The organism is Coprococcus sp. RTP21281st1_F1_RTP21281_210402, assembly GCF_040915325.1.
GTDB classification, from domain to species: domain Bacteria; phylum Bacillota; class Clostridia; order Lachnospirales; family Lachnospiraceae; genus Coprococcus; species Coprococcus aceti.
In genome coordinates, this window is record NZ_JBCPDQ010000003.1 from 216,318 (window position 1) to 233,245 (window position 16,928).

Below are 16,928 nucleotides of genomic sequence, written 5' to 3' on the forward strand. Positions count from 1 at the left end.
CTATATCTTAAATACTACTGCGCTGCCTCTGTTGTCTCAACCTCATCTGTCATGGCCTCGCTTGGATCTATAGCCTCTGTGTTGGCCTCTGTTGTGCTTCCTGCCTCACTGGTTGCAGTTGTTGCTATCTCGCCGTTCAACGTTACATTCTCCTTCTGGGCAAGTGCATATACCGCGTCATTGTATGCTGTATACTTGCTCTGGGCGTCTGAGAGAAGCTTCTGTGCCTCTGTCTGGATGTCCTTGTTCTTATCCTTGACAGCAGCCTCAACCTTCTGCATAGCCTCATACTGTGCATTCATGGCATCATAATACTGATCCTTGAGCGCCTTCACCTCGTCGGTCTTGACTTCTATAGCCTGTACGTCGTCAAGAAATGTCTTATAATTTGGAAGCAGATTGTCTGTCAAATCCTTGAGCAGAGCATCTGTATCAACAGCAGTTCCCTCAGCAAAATATGAGTTGAACTTCTTCATGATCTCCGCTTCCTCTGTATCCATCTTAGGGATATCTGTTCCAACAAACTTGATGAACTCATCCTTCACCTCTGATGCAGCCTCTGTGGTTGCCGTCGTCTCGTCTGCCTTCTTGTTTCCACATCCTGTAAATGAGAATGCAAGAACCATAGCCATCATAGTCATAAGTAATCTGCGTTTCATAATCTTTTGTCTCCTTGTTCTTCCTTGTATTTGTGTATGCCCTGCAGTCGCGTCTCCACAAGGTTATGGCAGAATTCGAATAACCTCGAATTCTGCCATCTCTTAGTATACCACCTTAAGACCACAGGTGGCAACCTGCTATTTTCTTCGTTTCTTTTTCTCCTTAGGAGGATTCTCGATCATATACTTCTCGTACATGTCCGGCCTGTGCTCCTTCGTCCTGGTGATAGACTGTTCAAGTCGCCACTCATTTATGAGCTTATGGTTGCCCGAAAGCAGTACATCCGGGACCTTCTTCCCCATGAATTCAGGAGGTCTGGTATACTGCGGATACTCAAGCAGATTATTATAAAAAGTCTCTATCTCAGCACTGTCCTCGTTATTCAGAACCCCTGGAACAAGACGAGACACAGCATCCACGATAGCCATGGCTGGAAGTTCTCCGCCAGTCAGCACAAAATCGCCTATGGACATATAGTCATCGACTATCATCTCAAGGACCCTCTCATCTATTCCCTCGTAATGGCCACACAGAAGAACTATGTCCTCCTTCTCCGAGAGCGCCTGTGCAATACCCTGATTGAAGGTTCTTCCCTGCGGAGTCATATATATGACCCATGGTTTTCTGCCAAGCTTCTCCACCAGTGCCGTGTATGCATCATACACAGGCTGCGCCTGCATGACCATGCCTGCGCCTCCCCCATATGGGTAATCATCCACATGATTGTGTTTATCCTGGGTGTAATCTCTTATATTTATAGCTTCTATATGAAGTTTTCCCGACTCTATGGCCCTTCCCGTGATACTCGTTGAAAGTCCATTCATAACCATCTCGGGGAAAAGTGTCAAAATATAAAAATTCATAGTCCGCTCCTAGTATATGTTCATCATCTCACCAAACGTCTGTATGCGATCAATCCTCGTCATCTGAATCATCTGCTTCTACCATCTCAAATGTTCTGACCTTAACCTTCTTATTCTCTGTGTCAACATCGAACACGAAATCCGGTACTACAGGTATTAGGATCTCGCTGCCATCATCCTTCTTAACGACAAATACATCATTTGCCGGAGTCTCCAGCACGTCGTCAAGGATTCCTATGTGCTCGTCATTCTGATCATATACATCAGCGTCAAGGACATCACAGATGAAGAACTCTCCATCCATGAGAGGAACTGCATCCTCCCTGTCAACAAGTATGTCATAGTTCTTAAAACGCTCTATATCATTTATGTTATCGTATTCTTTGAACTTAAGAATAACCATATTTTTCAAAAATTTGCAAGATGTACAATTAACCTCCAAAGTCTCTCTGCCATTTGACAGATAGCACTTCTTCAAGGTCTTGAAACGATCATTGTCATCCGTTGTCGGATATACCTTAACCTCGCCCTTTATACCATGGCTTGAGGTTATCACTCCTACTCTGAGTCTGTCTTCTGTGTTGTGTTCCATTCTATCTCCTATATAAATATGGTAGCACGCTGATGCGTGCTTTGTCATCAGGCTTACGCCTATGACATGTAATAAAGGGGGAGCACTTGCTCCCCCTCTTAACTCGGTAATAAAATCCTCTGTCATATGAAGATTAAGAAATACCACTTATCCTGCTTATGCAGTTCTACTTAATATCAACGACAACCTTCTTATCACCCTTTGAAGCAGCTGCCTTGACAACTGTACGGATGGATTTGGCTATTCTGCCCTGCTTGCCGATTACCTTACCCATGTCCTCTGGTGCGACTGTAAGGTCTATCTTTATTATGCCGTCTTCTTCAGTCTCGGTTACAGCTATCTGCTCAGGATGATCTACTAGGGACTTTGCAATGATTTCTACTAAATCTTTCATCTCTATACCTCCCAAATGGAACACCAGCCACGCAAAATCGACTTCGTCGATGGCTGGCGCTGCATATCAGCTTTTCATAGAAAAGCTGATACATCCGTAAAATTACTTCTCGATACCTGCCTGCTTTAATAACTTTGCAACTGACTCAGTTGGCTGTGCTCCTGTAGCTAACCACTTCTTAGCAGCCTCCTCGTCGATCTTTACTACAGATGGCTCCTGGTTAGGATCATATGTTCCGATCTCCTCGATGAATCTACCATCTCTTGGTGATCTTGAATCTGCTACGATCACTCTGTAGAAAGGATGCTTCTTATAACCCATTCTTCTTAATCTAATCTTTACTGCCATTGTTCTTGTTCCTCCTAAATAATAATTATCTTAAGCCAAAAGGCATTTTAAAACCACCACGTTTTCTCTTTCCGCCCATCATGCCGGACATCTGCTTCATCATCTTCTTAGACTGTTCAAACTGTTTAAGGAAACGATTGACATCTGCTATCTGGACACCGGCTCCATCTGCGATACGCTTCTTTCTGGATGGCGATATCGGATCCTGGAGTGAACGCTCTCTAGGTGTCATGGACAGAACGATTGCTTTTGGTGTTTTAGCAGCGTTCTCATCTATCTCAACATTCTTCATCTGACTTGCCATGCCAGGCATCATGGAAAGGATCTCCTGCATGCCGCCCATCTGCTCGAGCTGAGCCATCTGATCAAGAAAATCGTTGAAATCAAAACTTGCTTTGCGGAACTTCTGTTCCATCTCTTTAGCCTTCTCCTCGTCGATGGCCGACTGGGCTTTCTCTATAAGTGACTCTACATCACCCATTCCGAGGATTCGGCTCGCCATACGATCCGGGTAAAATGGTTCCAGATCTGTAAGCTTCTCTCCCATACCTGAGTACAGGATCGGCTTGCCCGTTACTGCCTTGATCGACAGTGCAGCACCGCCTCTGGTATCACCATCCAGCTTTGTGAGGATGACACCATCTATACCTATCTTATCATTGAACGTTGTCGCTACATTTACCGCATCCTGACCTGTCATGGAATCCACAGTCAGTATGGTGTAGGCAATGTCCAGATTCTCCTTTATCTCTGCAAGCTCGTTCATCATGTCCTCATCAACATGAAGACGTCCTGCGGTGTCAAGGAACACCAGATTGATATTGTTCTTGGCTGCATGCTGTATAGCCGCCTTCGCAATATCCAATGGCTTGTTGTTGTCTCCCATGGCAAACACGGGAACTCCAACCTTCTCACCATTCACCTGCAGCTGCTTGATAGCCGCCGGTCTGTATACATCACATGCCACAAGAAGTGGCTTCTTGCCTTTGTTCTTGAACTGATATGCAAGCTTTGCCGCCGTGGTGGTCTTACCTGCTCCCTGAAGTCCACACATCATGATGATCGTGATCTCATTGGATGGTCTGAGCTTGATCTCTGTCATCTCAGAGCCCATGAGCTTATCCATCTCTTCCTTAACGATCTTGATGACCATGTGTCCAGGATTCAGACCTTTGAGGACTTCCTCTCCTACAGCTCTGTCACTCACCGACTTGACAAATGACTTTACGACCTTGAAGTTGACATCCGCCTCGAGAAGTGCTCTCTTGACTTCCTTCATGGCCTCCTTGACATCATCCTCAGTAAGTACGCCCTTGCTTCTCAGCTTCTTAAAAACGTTCTGCAGTTTATCTGATAAACTGTCAAATGCCATAGACATTCTCCCTTCTGATATTATCTATCATCAGAAATCTTCGAGTATCTTATCTGAATAATTCACTATATCTTCAATTCTGCCCGCAAGCCGTTCATCCGAGTTCATCGTCTTAAGCTCATCCGCACATTCCTTGATCTTCTGAACCTGTTCCTGTGCCTTCATGAACTTATGTACCAGCATAAGCTTCTCCTCATACTCCTCGAGGATCTTGTCACAGCGCCTTACCATATCATATACGCCCTGTCTGCTTATGTTGTTGAGTCTCGCTATCTCTGAGTAAGACATGTCATTGTTCACGACATCCTCGTACACGCTCTTCTGATGCTCTGTGAGCAGCTCACCATAAAAATCATATAACATAGACTGTCTGACTATCTTCTCCATAACAAACTCTCCGTAACGCACTTGCATGTAAAGTGTTTTTGCTTTACCATGGGCTATTCTAATACAGGCAGGGTGGGTTGTCAAGTGTTTTTTCTTGACAAAGTGAATTATATTTATATTTGTAGCAAATCCTCCGTCTTACAACACAAAACCCTGTATGTTTGTTATATCGCTACAGCGATAGTTTTACAAACTGTATTCAATATATCTTCTTCACATCATCCACCCGGTAAAGTCTCTTAAAATTCTCCAGATCCTTCTCCGACTGTATCACCATCACACCCACAAAGTTCCCGTCCTCTCTGCTCCTGAATCCAGCTACCTGTTCTCCGGTGCAGATAGAACATCTGATGACAGCCTCATGCTTTGCCTCGTCATAAGGGAACAGTTTTGCGTTCCCCTTGTGTTTTGACTTTAATTTTGAAATAAAACTTTTTCCAGTCACTATATCCACCTCTATACATACCATGTAAACAACTGACAATATACATTCTGAACCATCATCTTATCATTATGCTAACATTACGCCTCAGACACATAATCCGATACGACAGCATGGCAAGACCATCTTATCATTATGCTGACTTTACGCCTCGATCTGCTCCAGTATATACGGATCCTTGATCTTATTGTCCTCCGCAAAGAACAGTATCTTCGTGAGCACCTCCGATGTCTTTGGATCATCATCCACAAACGGAAGGAATATTCTGCCTCGTCTCTGTGAATGTACAGGAAGTACATTTATCATAGGTCCTGCCTCCTGATGTACCACTCCACTTCCAAGGTGGACTGTATAATTGGCACGCTTGCCCTCTATCACTGCATGGTTCTTTGTAAATGTGACATTTGTCAGTCTGAAAAGCGGCATGGTAAATTCTGCTATCGCCTTTCGCATCTCAACAGTCGAATGTGAGGTCTCTGGATCCACGCCTCCGGCATGTGCCACGGAAACAGCCATGTCCACATCCCTCATGACCTCGGAGAATATGATATCCGGTATGTCCTTGATTCTCATATCCTTTCCTGTCTTTCTATCCGAAAATACCACCCATTCAAGCGTCGGTGATTCTATATCTGCAGGTGAGAACCAGTCTGCAAGCGCGTATATCTGTGCTACTATGTTCTCCTTGTAATAAACCTTTTGAAGTCCATCCTCTATGTCTGCCACCCAGTGTCTTGACCTCAGACAGCCCAGTGTTTTCTTCGGCTGGATCTGATTGCCCGCGTATCTGAGGGAATGTTCCATGTTCATTTCCTCTTCGGTCTTCACATAGAGCTCTCTGAACACCTGCTTGAACGGCTGGACGATCTTGTTGTCAAATACATATTTCTGTATATCATGCCATTTGCCAGCCATGTACATGTGGAATGGATGTGCTACTGTGAGCTTGGTGTCGTCTGACAAATGTTTGTTTTCATCACCAGCGGTTGTTTCAACAAACACATTGAATCCATCCTCAGTTGCAAATCCAAGAACTACATTCTGACTAGGTACGCCAGCACTTTCGCCTATTGCATTATCTAACTGCACATCACCAGCATCGCTGTTATTCCTCAAATCAATATTCTTGCTATCATAAAGTTCATTTGCCCCTGACATAATACTGTCAGCCGTACTATCCAGCCCTGCCTTCACACCGTCAGGCTCCACTACCTTAAACACCAGCGCAGCCACCATGTCATGTATAACAGGATTCTCCAGCATGCCCCTGATCTCAGCCCAGGTGTATTCCTCCTGACTCTCCATCGCATCCTCAAGCATCGCCTTTGTACGCCTTGACTGCTCCGCCATCTGCTTCTTGGCATCCATCAGAGCCAATACATACTCATCCTTCTTGATCTTTGCCGGAACGGACTTTAACTGTTTGCCGTTCTTCTCACAGATGACAGCGCATTTGCCGCCGTCATCCATCTCAAGCCATACGGTCACTTCTCCGACCTCATGCGGCTGAAAATATTCTGTCATGCCCTGAACTACAAGGCTTTCCATACGTAGGGTAAGTCTCGTCACGTCCTGATATCCGGCATTGATCGCCATATTGCGCATAGCTGTAGAAACTGCTGCCGCCTCGCTGGCTCTCCTCTGTGCTCCGAACTGCCTGCTCTCCTTCTTGAACTTCTGAAGGAACATGTACCTGTCCTTTATCTGCTCCTCATTCTCTATCGGCAGGATTCCCACCGCCATGAGCAGATCTTTGTTTCTCTTTGCCTCGATCTCAGCCATCAGCTCGGGCTCATCATATTTGCCAAGCGCCGCATCCGCATATTTTCTCGCTCTGGTGTGCTTTGCACCGTCTGAAATGTATTTCGCCGCCTTGTATATAAGCTGGAAACGCTTGTCACCCAATCTGTCATAGACCTCGGTGAACCACGTCCTGTCAAATGCCCCGTCGTTCAGCTCATCCACCTCAAGCGGTGTAAATCTCGCTATCATAGCCTTTCTCTTGTCATCAAATGACTCGTTCATGTGCGCCATGAAGTAATAGCATCCCGCAGTAAATCCATCCCATCCAAGATACTCTCCAACTATATCTATCCACTCCGGAGAATACATAGCCGCCTCTATAAGCCTGGCATCACTTATATCCGTACCTGTAAGATAGGCCTTCAAAGTCTCCGCACTGTCATTTGCATCAGGCACACACGCCTGAAGAAGATGAGACATACTGTTCTTCTTGCTGACCTTCTGACGATTATAGTAATAACCGGTATTGAAATACGTTGATCTCTCCAACGTCTCCTTGCCTAGGGCTGACAGTATCCTGACAAAATACTCCGCTCCGAATATTCTTGTAAGCCCGTATATATATGGAGAGAATTCTGTCTCCGTGTCTCCCCTTGTGAGCTCTGCAGAAAGCACAAGCTCTGACATATCAGTGTACAGCTTCTTAGCTATATCCAGCCTTTTCTCGTCCGTCTCTGAGAACTCTCCTTCCGGACTGTGAAGAAGTATCTGCCGCACACTTCTCAGCCTTTCACGCTCCGTATATCCCCACTCATAGCCTCTGGTCTGCACCTTCCTGTTACGCTCCGTTATAAAACGCATCACGTCAGATACACATTTGAGGCCCCTATCCAGGGAATTCCCCTCAAATGCCATCTTGTACATATAATCCCTGGATATAATACCACGGCTGTATGCGGCAATATAGTTCAGGAGACCAGGAACCGACATTACACTTCCTGTGTGTACCCAGTAATATGAATTTCTATCATTTACAACGTCTGAAGGTATATTAAAGTTATGACACTTTGCAAGGGCATAGTTGTATGGGAACAAATGCCTGAAATCCTCTTCATTCTGCCTTGCCTCGTCAGAATCCTCTTTTACGTCCAATATATCGCTGTCACCATCGATTGCAAGCCACCTTGTTATTATCATGATCTGCTCATTTGTGAGCACACTTCTGTGATATACCTTTGAATCATCACCAGATATACTGCTGCCACCTTTATTCCCGCCAAATGTATATATGAGCTCATCACTTCTTCCCAGCAGATAGTCTGCTGCCACAACGGCAAGTCTCATCTTGTCACTATCCATCACATATCTTCTATACAGGAATCCAATTACAGCTCTGACAATGGCAAGATATCCGAATGCTGGACATTCTTCTCTATATATATTTCCAAACATATCCGCCATAAAGGTCTCGCAGTACTTCTTGAAATCCTGTTTGTCACTGTTGTAGCCATTCAGATACACGTAGAGCTGCATGCACATATACGGAGTCTGAATATTTTTCTCGTAGAAATCTACCCACAATTCCTCACATGCCACCTTGTCACGGCTCACATATATGTTCCCACCTGACTCACCAAGCAGACCGATCTCTCCGTCAGCCATCTCATACTCATCATTTTTGTGCTCATCCACAAATGCATCAAATTTTCTTAATATATTTATAACTTCTGAATCAGATGTCGTGTCTTTCTTTTTAGGCACAATCTTTGATTTGAGTTTTGCAAATGCACCCTCGCTCTTGGCAGTCTTGCACAGATTATCATTTGCAATCCCGCTTTCAGGGAAATACTTTTTGTACAGCTCAAGGCACTCAGCCAGATAACTCTTGTCAAATATTGGCTCATAGTACGCATTTACATCATAAAGTCCATATCCCTCATCTGCACCAGCCCGGTCTGTGCCAACATTTTTAATCTCACGTATAAGAATCTGCTCCTTAGTTGTAACACTGGATCTTCCATTCGCAGACTCCCTCTGCATAGCGTCTATATGACCAACACAATCTGCAAAAAGTTTCTGCCTGTTCTCATCATTTTTGAGCTGGAGCAGCAGGTCAAGTCCCGCTGTTCTCTTCTCCTCCTTGGCATCTGTGAGAAGTCTTCCGATGAGATCATCCATGTCATCACCATCAAGCTTATATAATATAGACAGTACAGTCTCCCTTATGTCTGACTTCTTGTACTTGAGCATATTCTCAAGCTGTACATAATTCTCCGGCGAAAGCTTCATATCCTTAACGATCATCGCCGCCTTGTTTCTGGTATATGTCTCCTTGTCGGCAACCGCATCCACCAGTATGGCACGCTGTCTGTCATTTGCCGGCTGCCTTACAAGCAGAAGCAGAAGCGCATCTCTGCTGTACCTTGCGGAATCTATCTCAGGAACCATCTCCGCTATGTAAGTGATCTTGTCCTCATCCCTGAGAGCACTTGCACAGACCGCAAGTCTCATGATGATTGCGGATCTGTCCAGATATTCGGCATTCCATGGAAATACACACGGATCAAACTCAAGCCTCTTCTTTGGCATGCGCTCAAGTATGCCCATGAGGATATCGTACATCTCCTGACATTCTTTCCTACTGTCAAAATATTTGTCCACCTCGGCAAATGTCATTTTCTTAAGTTCATTGTTGTACGATCTGCCGTCTTTATATATGAGACTATTCATATAAGGCTGGTAATCCGACATAAAGCTTGGCATGATGACCGCCATGGTGTCCATCTCGTCTGGGAATCTCTTGATAAATTCCTTTGCAACGCTGTGTGTGTACACCTTTCCCAGACTCATTGCCCTGATATATGTGCCAAATACCAGTCTTTGGTGTCTGCTGCCATCAAGCGCCAGCTTGTTCATCACATGGCATGCCTCGTCCACATCAAAGAAACCATAGCTCCACAGCGCAAGATAGATCTGCATGGCATCCTCGCCGGATAAAGCTTCACGCCTTGCATTTTCATCATTCAGATATGTATCTATAAGAAGCAGCTGTTTCTTCTGTATACGGTCAAGCTTGCTCTCCTCGTCAGCCACAAGTCCTGTCCAGGTGGCTACAGCCCTCATGACAGATGAGAATCTCAGAAGATCATTCTCCTTTATCACATGGAACAGGGTCATAAATGCACCTGCCGTTCCATAATCCATATTCTCACATATCGCCTGCCTAAGCCCCTCCTGAAGCTTTGCCGCAACGAGCAGCTTGCCTACAGCCTCATGGAGTCTTGTGTTGGAGCTCATATATATTCCCCTGAGGATATTGGTCGTGAGCCTTGTCTGCGCACTCTCACCGAACATGATGTCCATGAGCACTTTCTCAAGCTCTGCATTCCCCCTGTCGAGCTCCGCCTGTATCCAATATTCTGATATTATTCTATATCCGTTGCTGCTGCCATCCCTGTAATAGCACAATATATCCTGCGGCAATTTCTCCTTGTAGAGAGATACTATGTCGCATCCGTATATCCCCATAGAGTGATATTCATTCATGATACTGAAATATCTGTCAAGAAATGCCCCATATCTCTTCGTACGCATGGTTCTTCTGTAATAATACTGGCTTGTCTGCCACTTGATTATGCTGTCTATAGAAGTGTAGAAATCCTCCATCAGATGATCCGGCACCCACCCCGGCAAATGCTTCAGCTCGTTCCTGAAGAATTCCGAAGGAACATTCTTTTCATTCTCAAGAAATGTCTCAAGTCTCTTGCCGATCGTTGACTCTTTTACATCTCCATAGTAATTATCCATCTCCTTAAGAAGCTTCTGCGCATCCGCACTGTAGCTCTTTCTGAGCTTCGTGGAATTCTCGTCAAATGCCTCTCTCACTTCATCTGCGATCTTCTTCTGCTCCTCAAGCTCAAACCTTGTCTTCTTGTCCACCGCCATTGTAACCCCTTTCTTTATGTTCTACCACATTCTGCCCGCCAGCATTGTGAGGCGGATAAATGTGATCTCATCCCCTTCGTTAAACTTCTCTTCCCTGTCCAGCTCCGTTAATTCATCCATACCGCGGAACACTCTGAACAGCCCATCCTCAAATCCTTGAATGGCTGTCTTCACTGCTTCATCCACATCCGGTTTCTTCTCCCCATAGACGATCCCGAACGCTATCTTTCCTATTCTTCCCATATCATCGATCTGTTCATCTGTCAACACTGCATCGCCGCGATCCATGCGGGATATGTACTGTGCTACGCAGATCTTTACTGTCTCTGTTATGAGTTCCCGCAGCGTGCTCGGTGCTGTGTCATATTCAAATGGGACCTTGTGCACTGTGTCCTTCCGCTTGCCAAGCTGTTTTATGTTCATGTATAAAGTCATGTGATTCCCCCGAATTTTATTATCTTTGTACATTTTTCTCATTCTGCTTGAGCATTATAAGATTGCTCTATGATTTCCATAACCGTGTCGAGCTCATCATTATGTTCCATGAACAACTCAACATCTCCATTTCCCCATCTTCCCAGTCCAGTAACATCCTTACAAATTCCTTCTGGATCTACTATATCTGAGAATTTCATATTTATACTTATACGAAGTCGTTGTTTCTGAAATACAATGTCTACAAAATTTGTATCAAGTTTATACGCTACATACAATTTCTTATACTCTCTTTTTACCTCTGGAGAAAGATTCATTATTCTTTTATCTAAAGCTGTAAACAATATCTTAGTGAATGCATTTGTATCGTATGTATCTAAACTATATTTCTGAGGAACTTTTTCCTCTATCTCATATGGAGCGAGCTCATGTTCATTCATTGAAGGATACGGCCATATCTTCTCCGCTTTTTCAGCCAACAACCTTGCCCTTTCCTGGATATGAGATTCGTTCCATTCCGTTAACCCTAAAATATATTTATTTAATCTAAGTGCGCTTTCTTTAAAACCACCCTCCATATTCATTTTTTCTATGAACGATTTATCACTCATTTCTGAATTGTAAGCAGTTAATGTTAAGTTTCCAATTGTGTGAAGATATCTTTTTTGAATACTCTCCCAATTATCTCCTAAATCACGCTGCCACTCTGTAGAAAGTTTCTTATTCTGTGGCATAATATGCTCTATAGTATAGTTCTCAATAACAATCGGTGCCTTATTGTCATAATTCTCAAGTCTGGTTAGAATATAGTTTCTAACACGCATATTATATATATCTCTACTAACAAACGCAGCTCCAAACTTGCCATCATCTGGAAATTCTTTATATGTGTCCTGCAAAATAAAATGAGCCTTGACGGAATTAAGATAATCATCCTGTCTAATGAAATTTTTGAATGTTGCAAAAGTCTTATTCATAGAATTTGTTGGTATGTCACAAATTCCTCTTCTAAGAACATAACTTATACACAGTCTCAAAATTTCTTTAAGTTCATCTTTTGATATAACTTTTTCACAACAATCATGATGTAATTTTAATAAGAATGGATAAGATACTTCCATCCTCAAATCAACAATATCTCCATATAGCTTTCTTAACTCTACGTCATCGTTTCTCTTAAATACTATATCTGTATAATATTTCGCATAATCCAACAAATCATGACACAATTCCGAAATAGTACCAAATTCGCAATTTAAGTGATATAATTTAAACTCTTCATACACTCTCCCTTGTTTCGGTATACGGGTTATCTTCATCGTTAAATAATGTCTGAAAAAAGCATCCATGACAGTCTCTTGTGTATCATATATAAACAAATTCTCCATAGGTCTCCACAAATGTTCATATACATATGTCTGTTCTGAAGGTTCTAACCCCATAAGAACATAATTTCGTATAAGATCAGATTCTGACAATTCTTTTCCTGTAGAGTTTAGACTTTCAAATATTGCCTGAGCATCATCAATTGCACGATCCAATGTAATATTCACAATCTGCAATTTACCAATAGAGTCCCATATTTCATCAAGCATTAGAATTTTTTCCGAAACCTTGTCCTTAAAATACATATAGTTATCTAATATACGTGATTTAACATTTGAATTAATTGGCTTATTTTCTACAAGACTGATTAATATTTCTCTATCATTTTCTGTAAGCAGTAACTTGTATTGATCTATGCCACTCTCATATTCATTTTTTAAAAGCATACCATCAATACGTTTCGCATTTATTGAATTATCATCTGGATGCATCAGGACATAATTTCTAAGCGCTATAAGCAACAAAGTTAATGTCGTCATACGCTGTTGTCCATCTATAATCATATATTTTTGAACGCCTGTTGGCATTGCCTGTTCAGCAATATTAACTATTGAACCAACAAAATGTCCAGGCTTGCCATTTTTCTGCATATTTACAATATCATCCCATAATCTTTTACACTGCTCTTCTCCCCAGCTATAATATCTCTGATATACAGGTATTATAAATTGCTTATTGCCATTCAAAATTTCAAAAATATTACCCTTTCGTGCATCCATTAACAATCCCCTCCTAACTATTTTTACTTATTGTGTACATTGTTTTCCCCTCAGCAACATTAGCAAATTTTGCCTCTTCACTATATCTAAACATACTATCATGCTCTTCCACATAAGGCGCATCGCTATTATCCGTCCACAGCTCGCACTGGCTTATTACTGTATTTATGGCAAAATCATAATCCTCTGGTGGGTAATCATGTTTCTTAAGCAGTCTCTTAACCATCTTTCGCATAGTTGCCCTTGCAGTTTCCTTCTTCTGCCAGTCTATGGTTCTATTCTTTCTGAGCATTTCCGTCAGTTCCTTGGTAAGCGCAATCAATTCATCATTTTTATAAAAATCTTTTATATGTTCCGGCTTTGTCAGCGCATCATAGAATGCCAATTCCTCCTGGGAAAGTCCAAGCTTCTGTCCATTCTTATACAGATTTGCAATCTCTTCAGCAGTCTCAAGAAGCTCTTTTATTACTTCCTCATTTGTTATAAGTCCGTTGTAATACGAATTCATAAGCTGCGCTATCTTCTCTGAAAACTTCTGTGACTGAACAACATTTGTTCTTTTGTATAAAGATACCTGCTCTGCCATGAGTTTTTTCAATATTTCCACAGCAATGTTCTTTTCTTTCATTTTGGATATTTCATCCAATACAGCCGGATCAAATAAGCTGAAGTTCTCTCCACCAGTCTTGCTACTGTCAAACAGATTGATTACACCCTCACTTTGAACTGCTGCCTTGAGCAGATCATTTATCTGGTTGTTTATCTCCTTAAGTGATAGTGTCTTTCCATCTGCACCGCCATATGTAATCTTGATAACTGTTGAACGAACCGCCTCCATATAGGCTGCCTCATGGCGTTCTTTCTCAGTAGTCATACTTGAACAGAGAGACTGAGACTGTCTTAACAGCATAGCCTCCTTCAAGAACAAATCTTTTCTGTCAGGTACCCTCGCATCAAGAACAAAATTCACTCCCTTGGTTATAAGTTTTGCCATAACAAGCGGCGAACCATCTATAAATCCACTGAAATCAAATCCATGAAGCAGATCCTTGCACACCTGTAGTTTTTCCTGGAACTTAGGATATGCCACTTTAGCAATATTCATATCCCCATATGTGTTTTTATCCCTCTCAGTATATTCCTTCATGGCAGCCTTAAGCGCAGAAGCTATACCTACATAGTCAACAATAAGACCACCTTCTTTGTCCTTAAACACACGATTAACACGCGCTATCGCTTGCATAAGATTATACCCATGCATAGGCTTATATACATACATAGTCGCAAGTGACGGAACATCAAACCCTGTCAGCCACATATCCACTACTATTGCAATCTTCATTGGATCGTCATTATCTTTGAATTTTCTTGCAAGTTCTTCCTTATGTGCCTTGGTACCAATTATCTCCTTCCAATCCTCTGGATCATTGTTGCCACCAGTCATTACTACTCCAACCTTCTCTTTCCAATCAGGTCGTATCTCAAGAATTCTTCTGTATATCTTCATGGCTATTGTACGAGAATAGGCAACTATCATAGCCTTACCTGTAAGCAGATTAGCCCTGTACTTCTCGTAATGTTCCACAATATCATCGCATAATGACGCAATAGTTGAATCAGCGCCGAGGACACTCTCCATTTGTCCCAGCATCTTCTTGCTCTTCTCTATCGTTGCTTTATCGGATTGCTGCTCAAGAATATCATAAGTCGAATCAATAAGTGCAAGCGTATTCTCATCAAGTTTCAGGTGAACAACTCTGCTCTCATAATACACAGGTCTGGTCGCCCCATCTTCAACCGCCTGCGTCATATCATAAATATCTATATAATCGCCAAATACCTCCCTGGTATTTCTATCTTTCGCTGATATTGGAGTTCCGGTAAATCCTATAAACGTAGCGTTCGGCAGGGCATCATGTATGACTCTTGCATTTCCTACAACAGTATGTGCCTCTTTCTCTCCTGCCTGATTCTCGGATACTACAATCTTCTCCTCAAATCCATACTGACCACGATGGGCCTCATCCGCCATAACCACAATGTTTCTGCGTTCTGAAAGAGGTTTCTCACCTCGCTCAAACTTGAACATAGTTGTGAAAATAATACCATTTGCACTTCTGCCATCAAGGAGTGACTTAAGATGTTCCTTACTCTCCGCCTGAACAGGAGTCTGTCTGAGGAAATCTGCACACTGAGAAAACTGTGCATAGAGCTGATCGTCCAGATCAATACGATCTGTCATTACGACTATGGTAGGGCTATCAAGTGCCTCCTGCAGCAAATGCGCATAAAATACCATAGAGAGTGACTTACCTGAACCCTGTGTATGCCAGAACACACCACCTTTTCCGTCCGTTCTTGTTGCAATCTTTGCCCTCTCTATAGCTTTTCTAACTGCGAAATACTGATGATATCCCGCAAGCACCTTAAATCTACCAGTACCCGTTCCTGAAAAAAGTATAAAGTTCTTCAGTATATCAAGCAGTCTTTTCTTCTGAAACATTCCCTCATAGAATGTCTCAAATTCCGCAAACCCGCTCTCTTCCTTACTTCCATCCTTGCATTTCCAATCCATAAATCTATCAAGCCCGGATGTTATAGTTCCAGCTTTATTCGATGAAAGATCACTGATTACACATATTGCATTGTAATAAAACAGAGATGGTATGTCCTTGATGTAATTACGAATCTGCTTATATGCATTCTCTACTCCTACCTCATCCTTAGAAGGACTCTTAAGCTCCATCAACACAAGTGGCATGCCATTTATAAACAGAATAATATCCGGCCGCCTGTTATTGCCATTCTCAACAAATGTATACTGATTTACCACATAGAACGTATTGTTGTCTATCTTCTCATAGTCAACCAATTTCACTATAGTTGCCTGTTCCTCGCCATTCACAAAGAACTTCACTGTAATTCCATTCTGCAGATAGTCCATAAATGTCATATTTTTCTGCAACAAGCTTCCAGTATCAAATGTCCTAAGCTTATTAATAGCTTCTTCTATGGCATCTACAGGCAATCCCCGATTGACACGCACCAAACTATCCCTAAGTACCGAATCCATCAACGGGCTGGTGTAATCCCTGTCAAAATCCGGCGCATAGATATGGTCATATCCCATATTCTCGAACAGCTCTATTATCGCTTGTTCATATGTATCTTCTGTAAATAAACCCGGCATTTATTCCCCTCCCCTTTGTGTTGTGTTTTGTAGAGCAAATAAAAATTTATCTTTTCATGTATATTGATTATCGAACATATGTTTGTTATAATATAAGAGGTGCTACCCTATTCGGTAGGCGGTTAGCCTTCGCCACAGGAGTTTATAGCCTGTGTTTACATAGATACATCCATTTACGGAAATCTATTACGGAGGTTTGTGCTTATGCTTACAACGGAACTTTTTATAGCCATCATCAGCTTATGCATAACATGCTTTGCTCTTGGTTATGCCGTTGGCTCTAAGAGCAATGATAAGAAATAAGACAAAAAAATAACCGCCCGGTCCTGAGAAAACTTGGCGGTTATTTCTTGTCAACAATATCAGGGCTAACCGTCTATCGGTAGCACCTCTTTACACTTATATTAGCATTTAACCGCTTTTATGTCAAATATATCGTTTTTATTATTTAA

General features: G+C 42.5%; 12 protein-coding genes. All 12 read right to left on the reverse strand.

All coding sequences use genetic code 11. The features are described 5' to 3' along the window. Positions 1-14: 14 nt before the first annotated feature. Positions 15-659 (reverse strand): hypothetical protein, encoded by a 645-nt coding sequence (locus tag AB5150_RS05275; protein ID WP_022216568.1) that lies wholly within the window; start codon positions 657-659, stop codon positions 15-17. 138 nt (positions 660-797) lie between these two features. Then, a complete protein-coding gene (trmD, locus tag AB5150_RS05280) occupies positions 798-1,523 on the reverse strand; it encodes a tRNA (guanosine(37)-N1)-methyltransferase TrmD (RefSeq protein ID WP_368291445.1) in 726 nt (241 codons plus the stop codon). A gap of 49 nt (positions 1,524-1,572) precedes the next feature. Next, entirely contained in the window at positions 1,573-2,115 is a 543-nt protein-coding gene (gene rimM, locus AB5150_RS05285; RefSeq protein ID WP_015534851.1) for a ribosome maturation factor RimM, read from the reverse strand. 166 nt (positions 2,116-2,281) lie between these two features. Beyond that, positions 2,282-2,509 (reverse strand): KH domain-containing protein, encoded by a 228-nt coding sequence (locus AB5150_RS05290; protein ID WP_004851223.1) that lies wholly within the window; start codon positions 2,507-2,509, stop codon positions 2,282-2,284. 102 nt (positions 2,510-2,611) lie between these two features. Continuing rightward, on the reverse strand, positions 2,612-2,857 hold the full coding sequence (gene rpsP, locus AB5150_RS05295; RefSeq protein WP_004851225.1) for a 30S ribosomal protein S16: 246 nt from the start codon (positions 2,855-2,857) through the stop codon (positions 2,612-2,614). Positions 2,858-2,882: 25 nt separating this feature from the next. Further along, the gene (gene ffh, locus AB5150_RS05300) at positions 2,883-4,229 is read right to left on the reverse strand and encodes a signal recognition particle protein (protein WP_118757790.1); all 1,347 of its coding nucleotides are present in this window, start codon (positions 4,227-4,229) and stop codon (positions 2,883-2,885) included. Between the two features lie 30 nt (positions 4,230-4,259). Further along, positions 4,260-4,616: a YlxM family DNA-binding protein gene (gene ylxM, locus AB5150_RS05305; protein ID WP_120123079.1), complete on the reverse strand. Its 357-nt coding sequence runs from the start codon at positions 4,614-4,616 to the stop codon at positions 4,260-4,262. A gap of 199 nt (positions 4,617-4,815) precedes the next feature. Next, positions 4,816-5,061, reverse strand: a complete 246-nt coding sequence (locus tag AB5150_RS05310) for an aspartate dehydrogenase (RefSeq protein ID WP_243002897.1) — start codon at positions 5,059-5,061, stop codon at positions 4,816-4,818. A gap of 141 nt (positions 5,062-5,202) precedes the next feature. Then, positions 5,203-10,746, reverse strand: coding sequence for a DUF4132 domain-containing protein (locus tag AB5150_RS05315; RefSeq protein WP_368291446.1), 5,544 nt, complete (start codon positions 10,744-10,746; stop codon positions 5,203-5,205). A gap of 21 nt (positions 10,747-10,767) precedes the next feature. Beyond that, positions 10,768-11,181, reverse strand: coding sequence for a hypothetical protein (locus tag AB5150_RS05320; protein WP_022216717.1), 414 nt, complete (start codon positions 11,179-11,181; stop codon positions 10,768-10,770). Between the two features lie 38 nt (positions 11,182-11,219). After that, a complete protein-coding gene (locus tag AB5150_RS05325) occupies positions 11,220-13,286 on the reverse strand; it encodes a DUF262 domain-containing protein (RefSeq protein ID WP_368291447.1) in 2,067 nt (688 codons plus the stop codon). A 13-nt stretch (positions 13,287-13,299) separates the two neighbouring features. Further along, positions 13,300-16,476 carry a type I restriction endonuclease subunit R gene (locus tag AB5150_RS05330; RefSeq protein WP_368291448.1) on the reverse strand — a complete coding sequence of 1,059 codons (3,177 nt, stop codon included), beginning with the start codon at positions 16,474-16,476 and terminating at the stop codon, positions 13,300-13,302. Positions 16,477-16,928: the final 452 nt, after the last annotated feature.

Coding starts and splice junctions, on each gene's coding strand:
- AB5150_RS05275 (WP_022216568.1), bottom strand. CDS start 659: ATGAAACGCAGATTACTTATGACTATGATGGCTATGGTTCTTGCATTC.
- AB5150_RS05330 (WP_368291448.1), bottom strand. CDS start 16,476: ATGCCGGGTTTATTTACAGAAGATACATATGAACAAGCGATAATAGAG.
- trmD (WP_368291445.1), bottom strand. CDS start 1,523: ATGAATTTTTATATTTTGACACTTTTCCCCGAGATGGTTATGAATGGA.
- rpsP (WP_004851225.1), bottom strand. CDS start 2,857: ATGGCAGTAAAGATTAGATTAAGAAGAATGGGTTATAAGAAGCATCCT.
- AB5150_RS05290 (WP_004851223.1), bottom strand. CDS start 2,509: ATGAAAGATTTAGTAGAAATCATTGCAAAGTCCCTAGTAGATCATCCT.
- ffh (WP_118757790.1), bottom strand. CDS start 4,229: ATGGCATTTGACAGTTTATCAGATAAACTGCAGAACGTTTTTAAGAAG.
- rimM (WP_015534851.1), bottom strand. CDS start 2,115: ATGGAACACAACACAGAAGACAGACTCAGAGTAGGAGTGATAACCTCA.
- ylxM (WP_120123079.1), bottom strand. CDS start 4,616: ATGGAGAAGATAGTCAGACAGTCTATGTTATATGATTTTTATGGTGAG.
- AB5150_RS05315 (WP_368291446.1), bottom strand. CDS start 10,746: ATGGCGGTGGACAAGAAGACAAGGTTTGAGCTTGAGGAGCAGAAGAAG.
- AB5150_RS05320 (WP_022216717.1), bottom strand. CDS start 11,181: ATGACTTTATACATGAACATAAAACAGCTTGGCAAGCGGAAGGACACA.
- AB5150_RS05325 (WP_368291447.1), bottom strand. CDS start 13,286: ATGGATGCACGAAAGGGTAATATTTTTGAAATTTTGAATGGCAATAAG.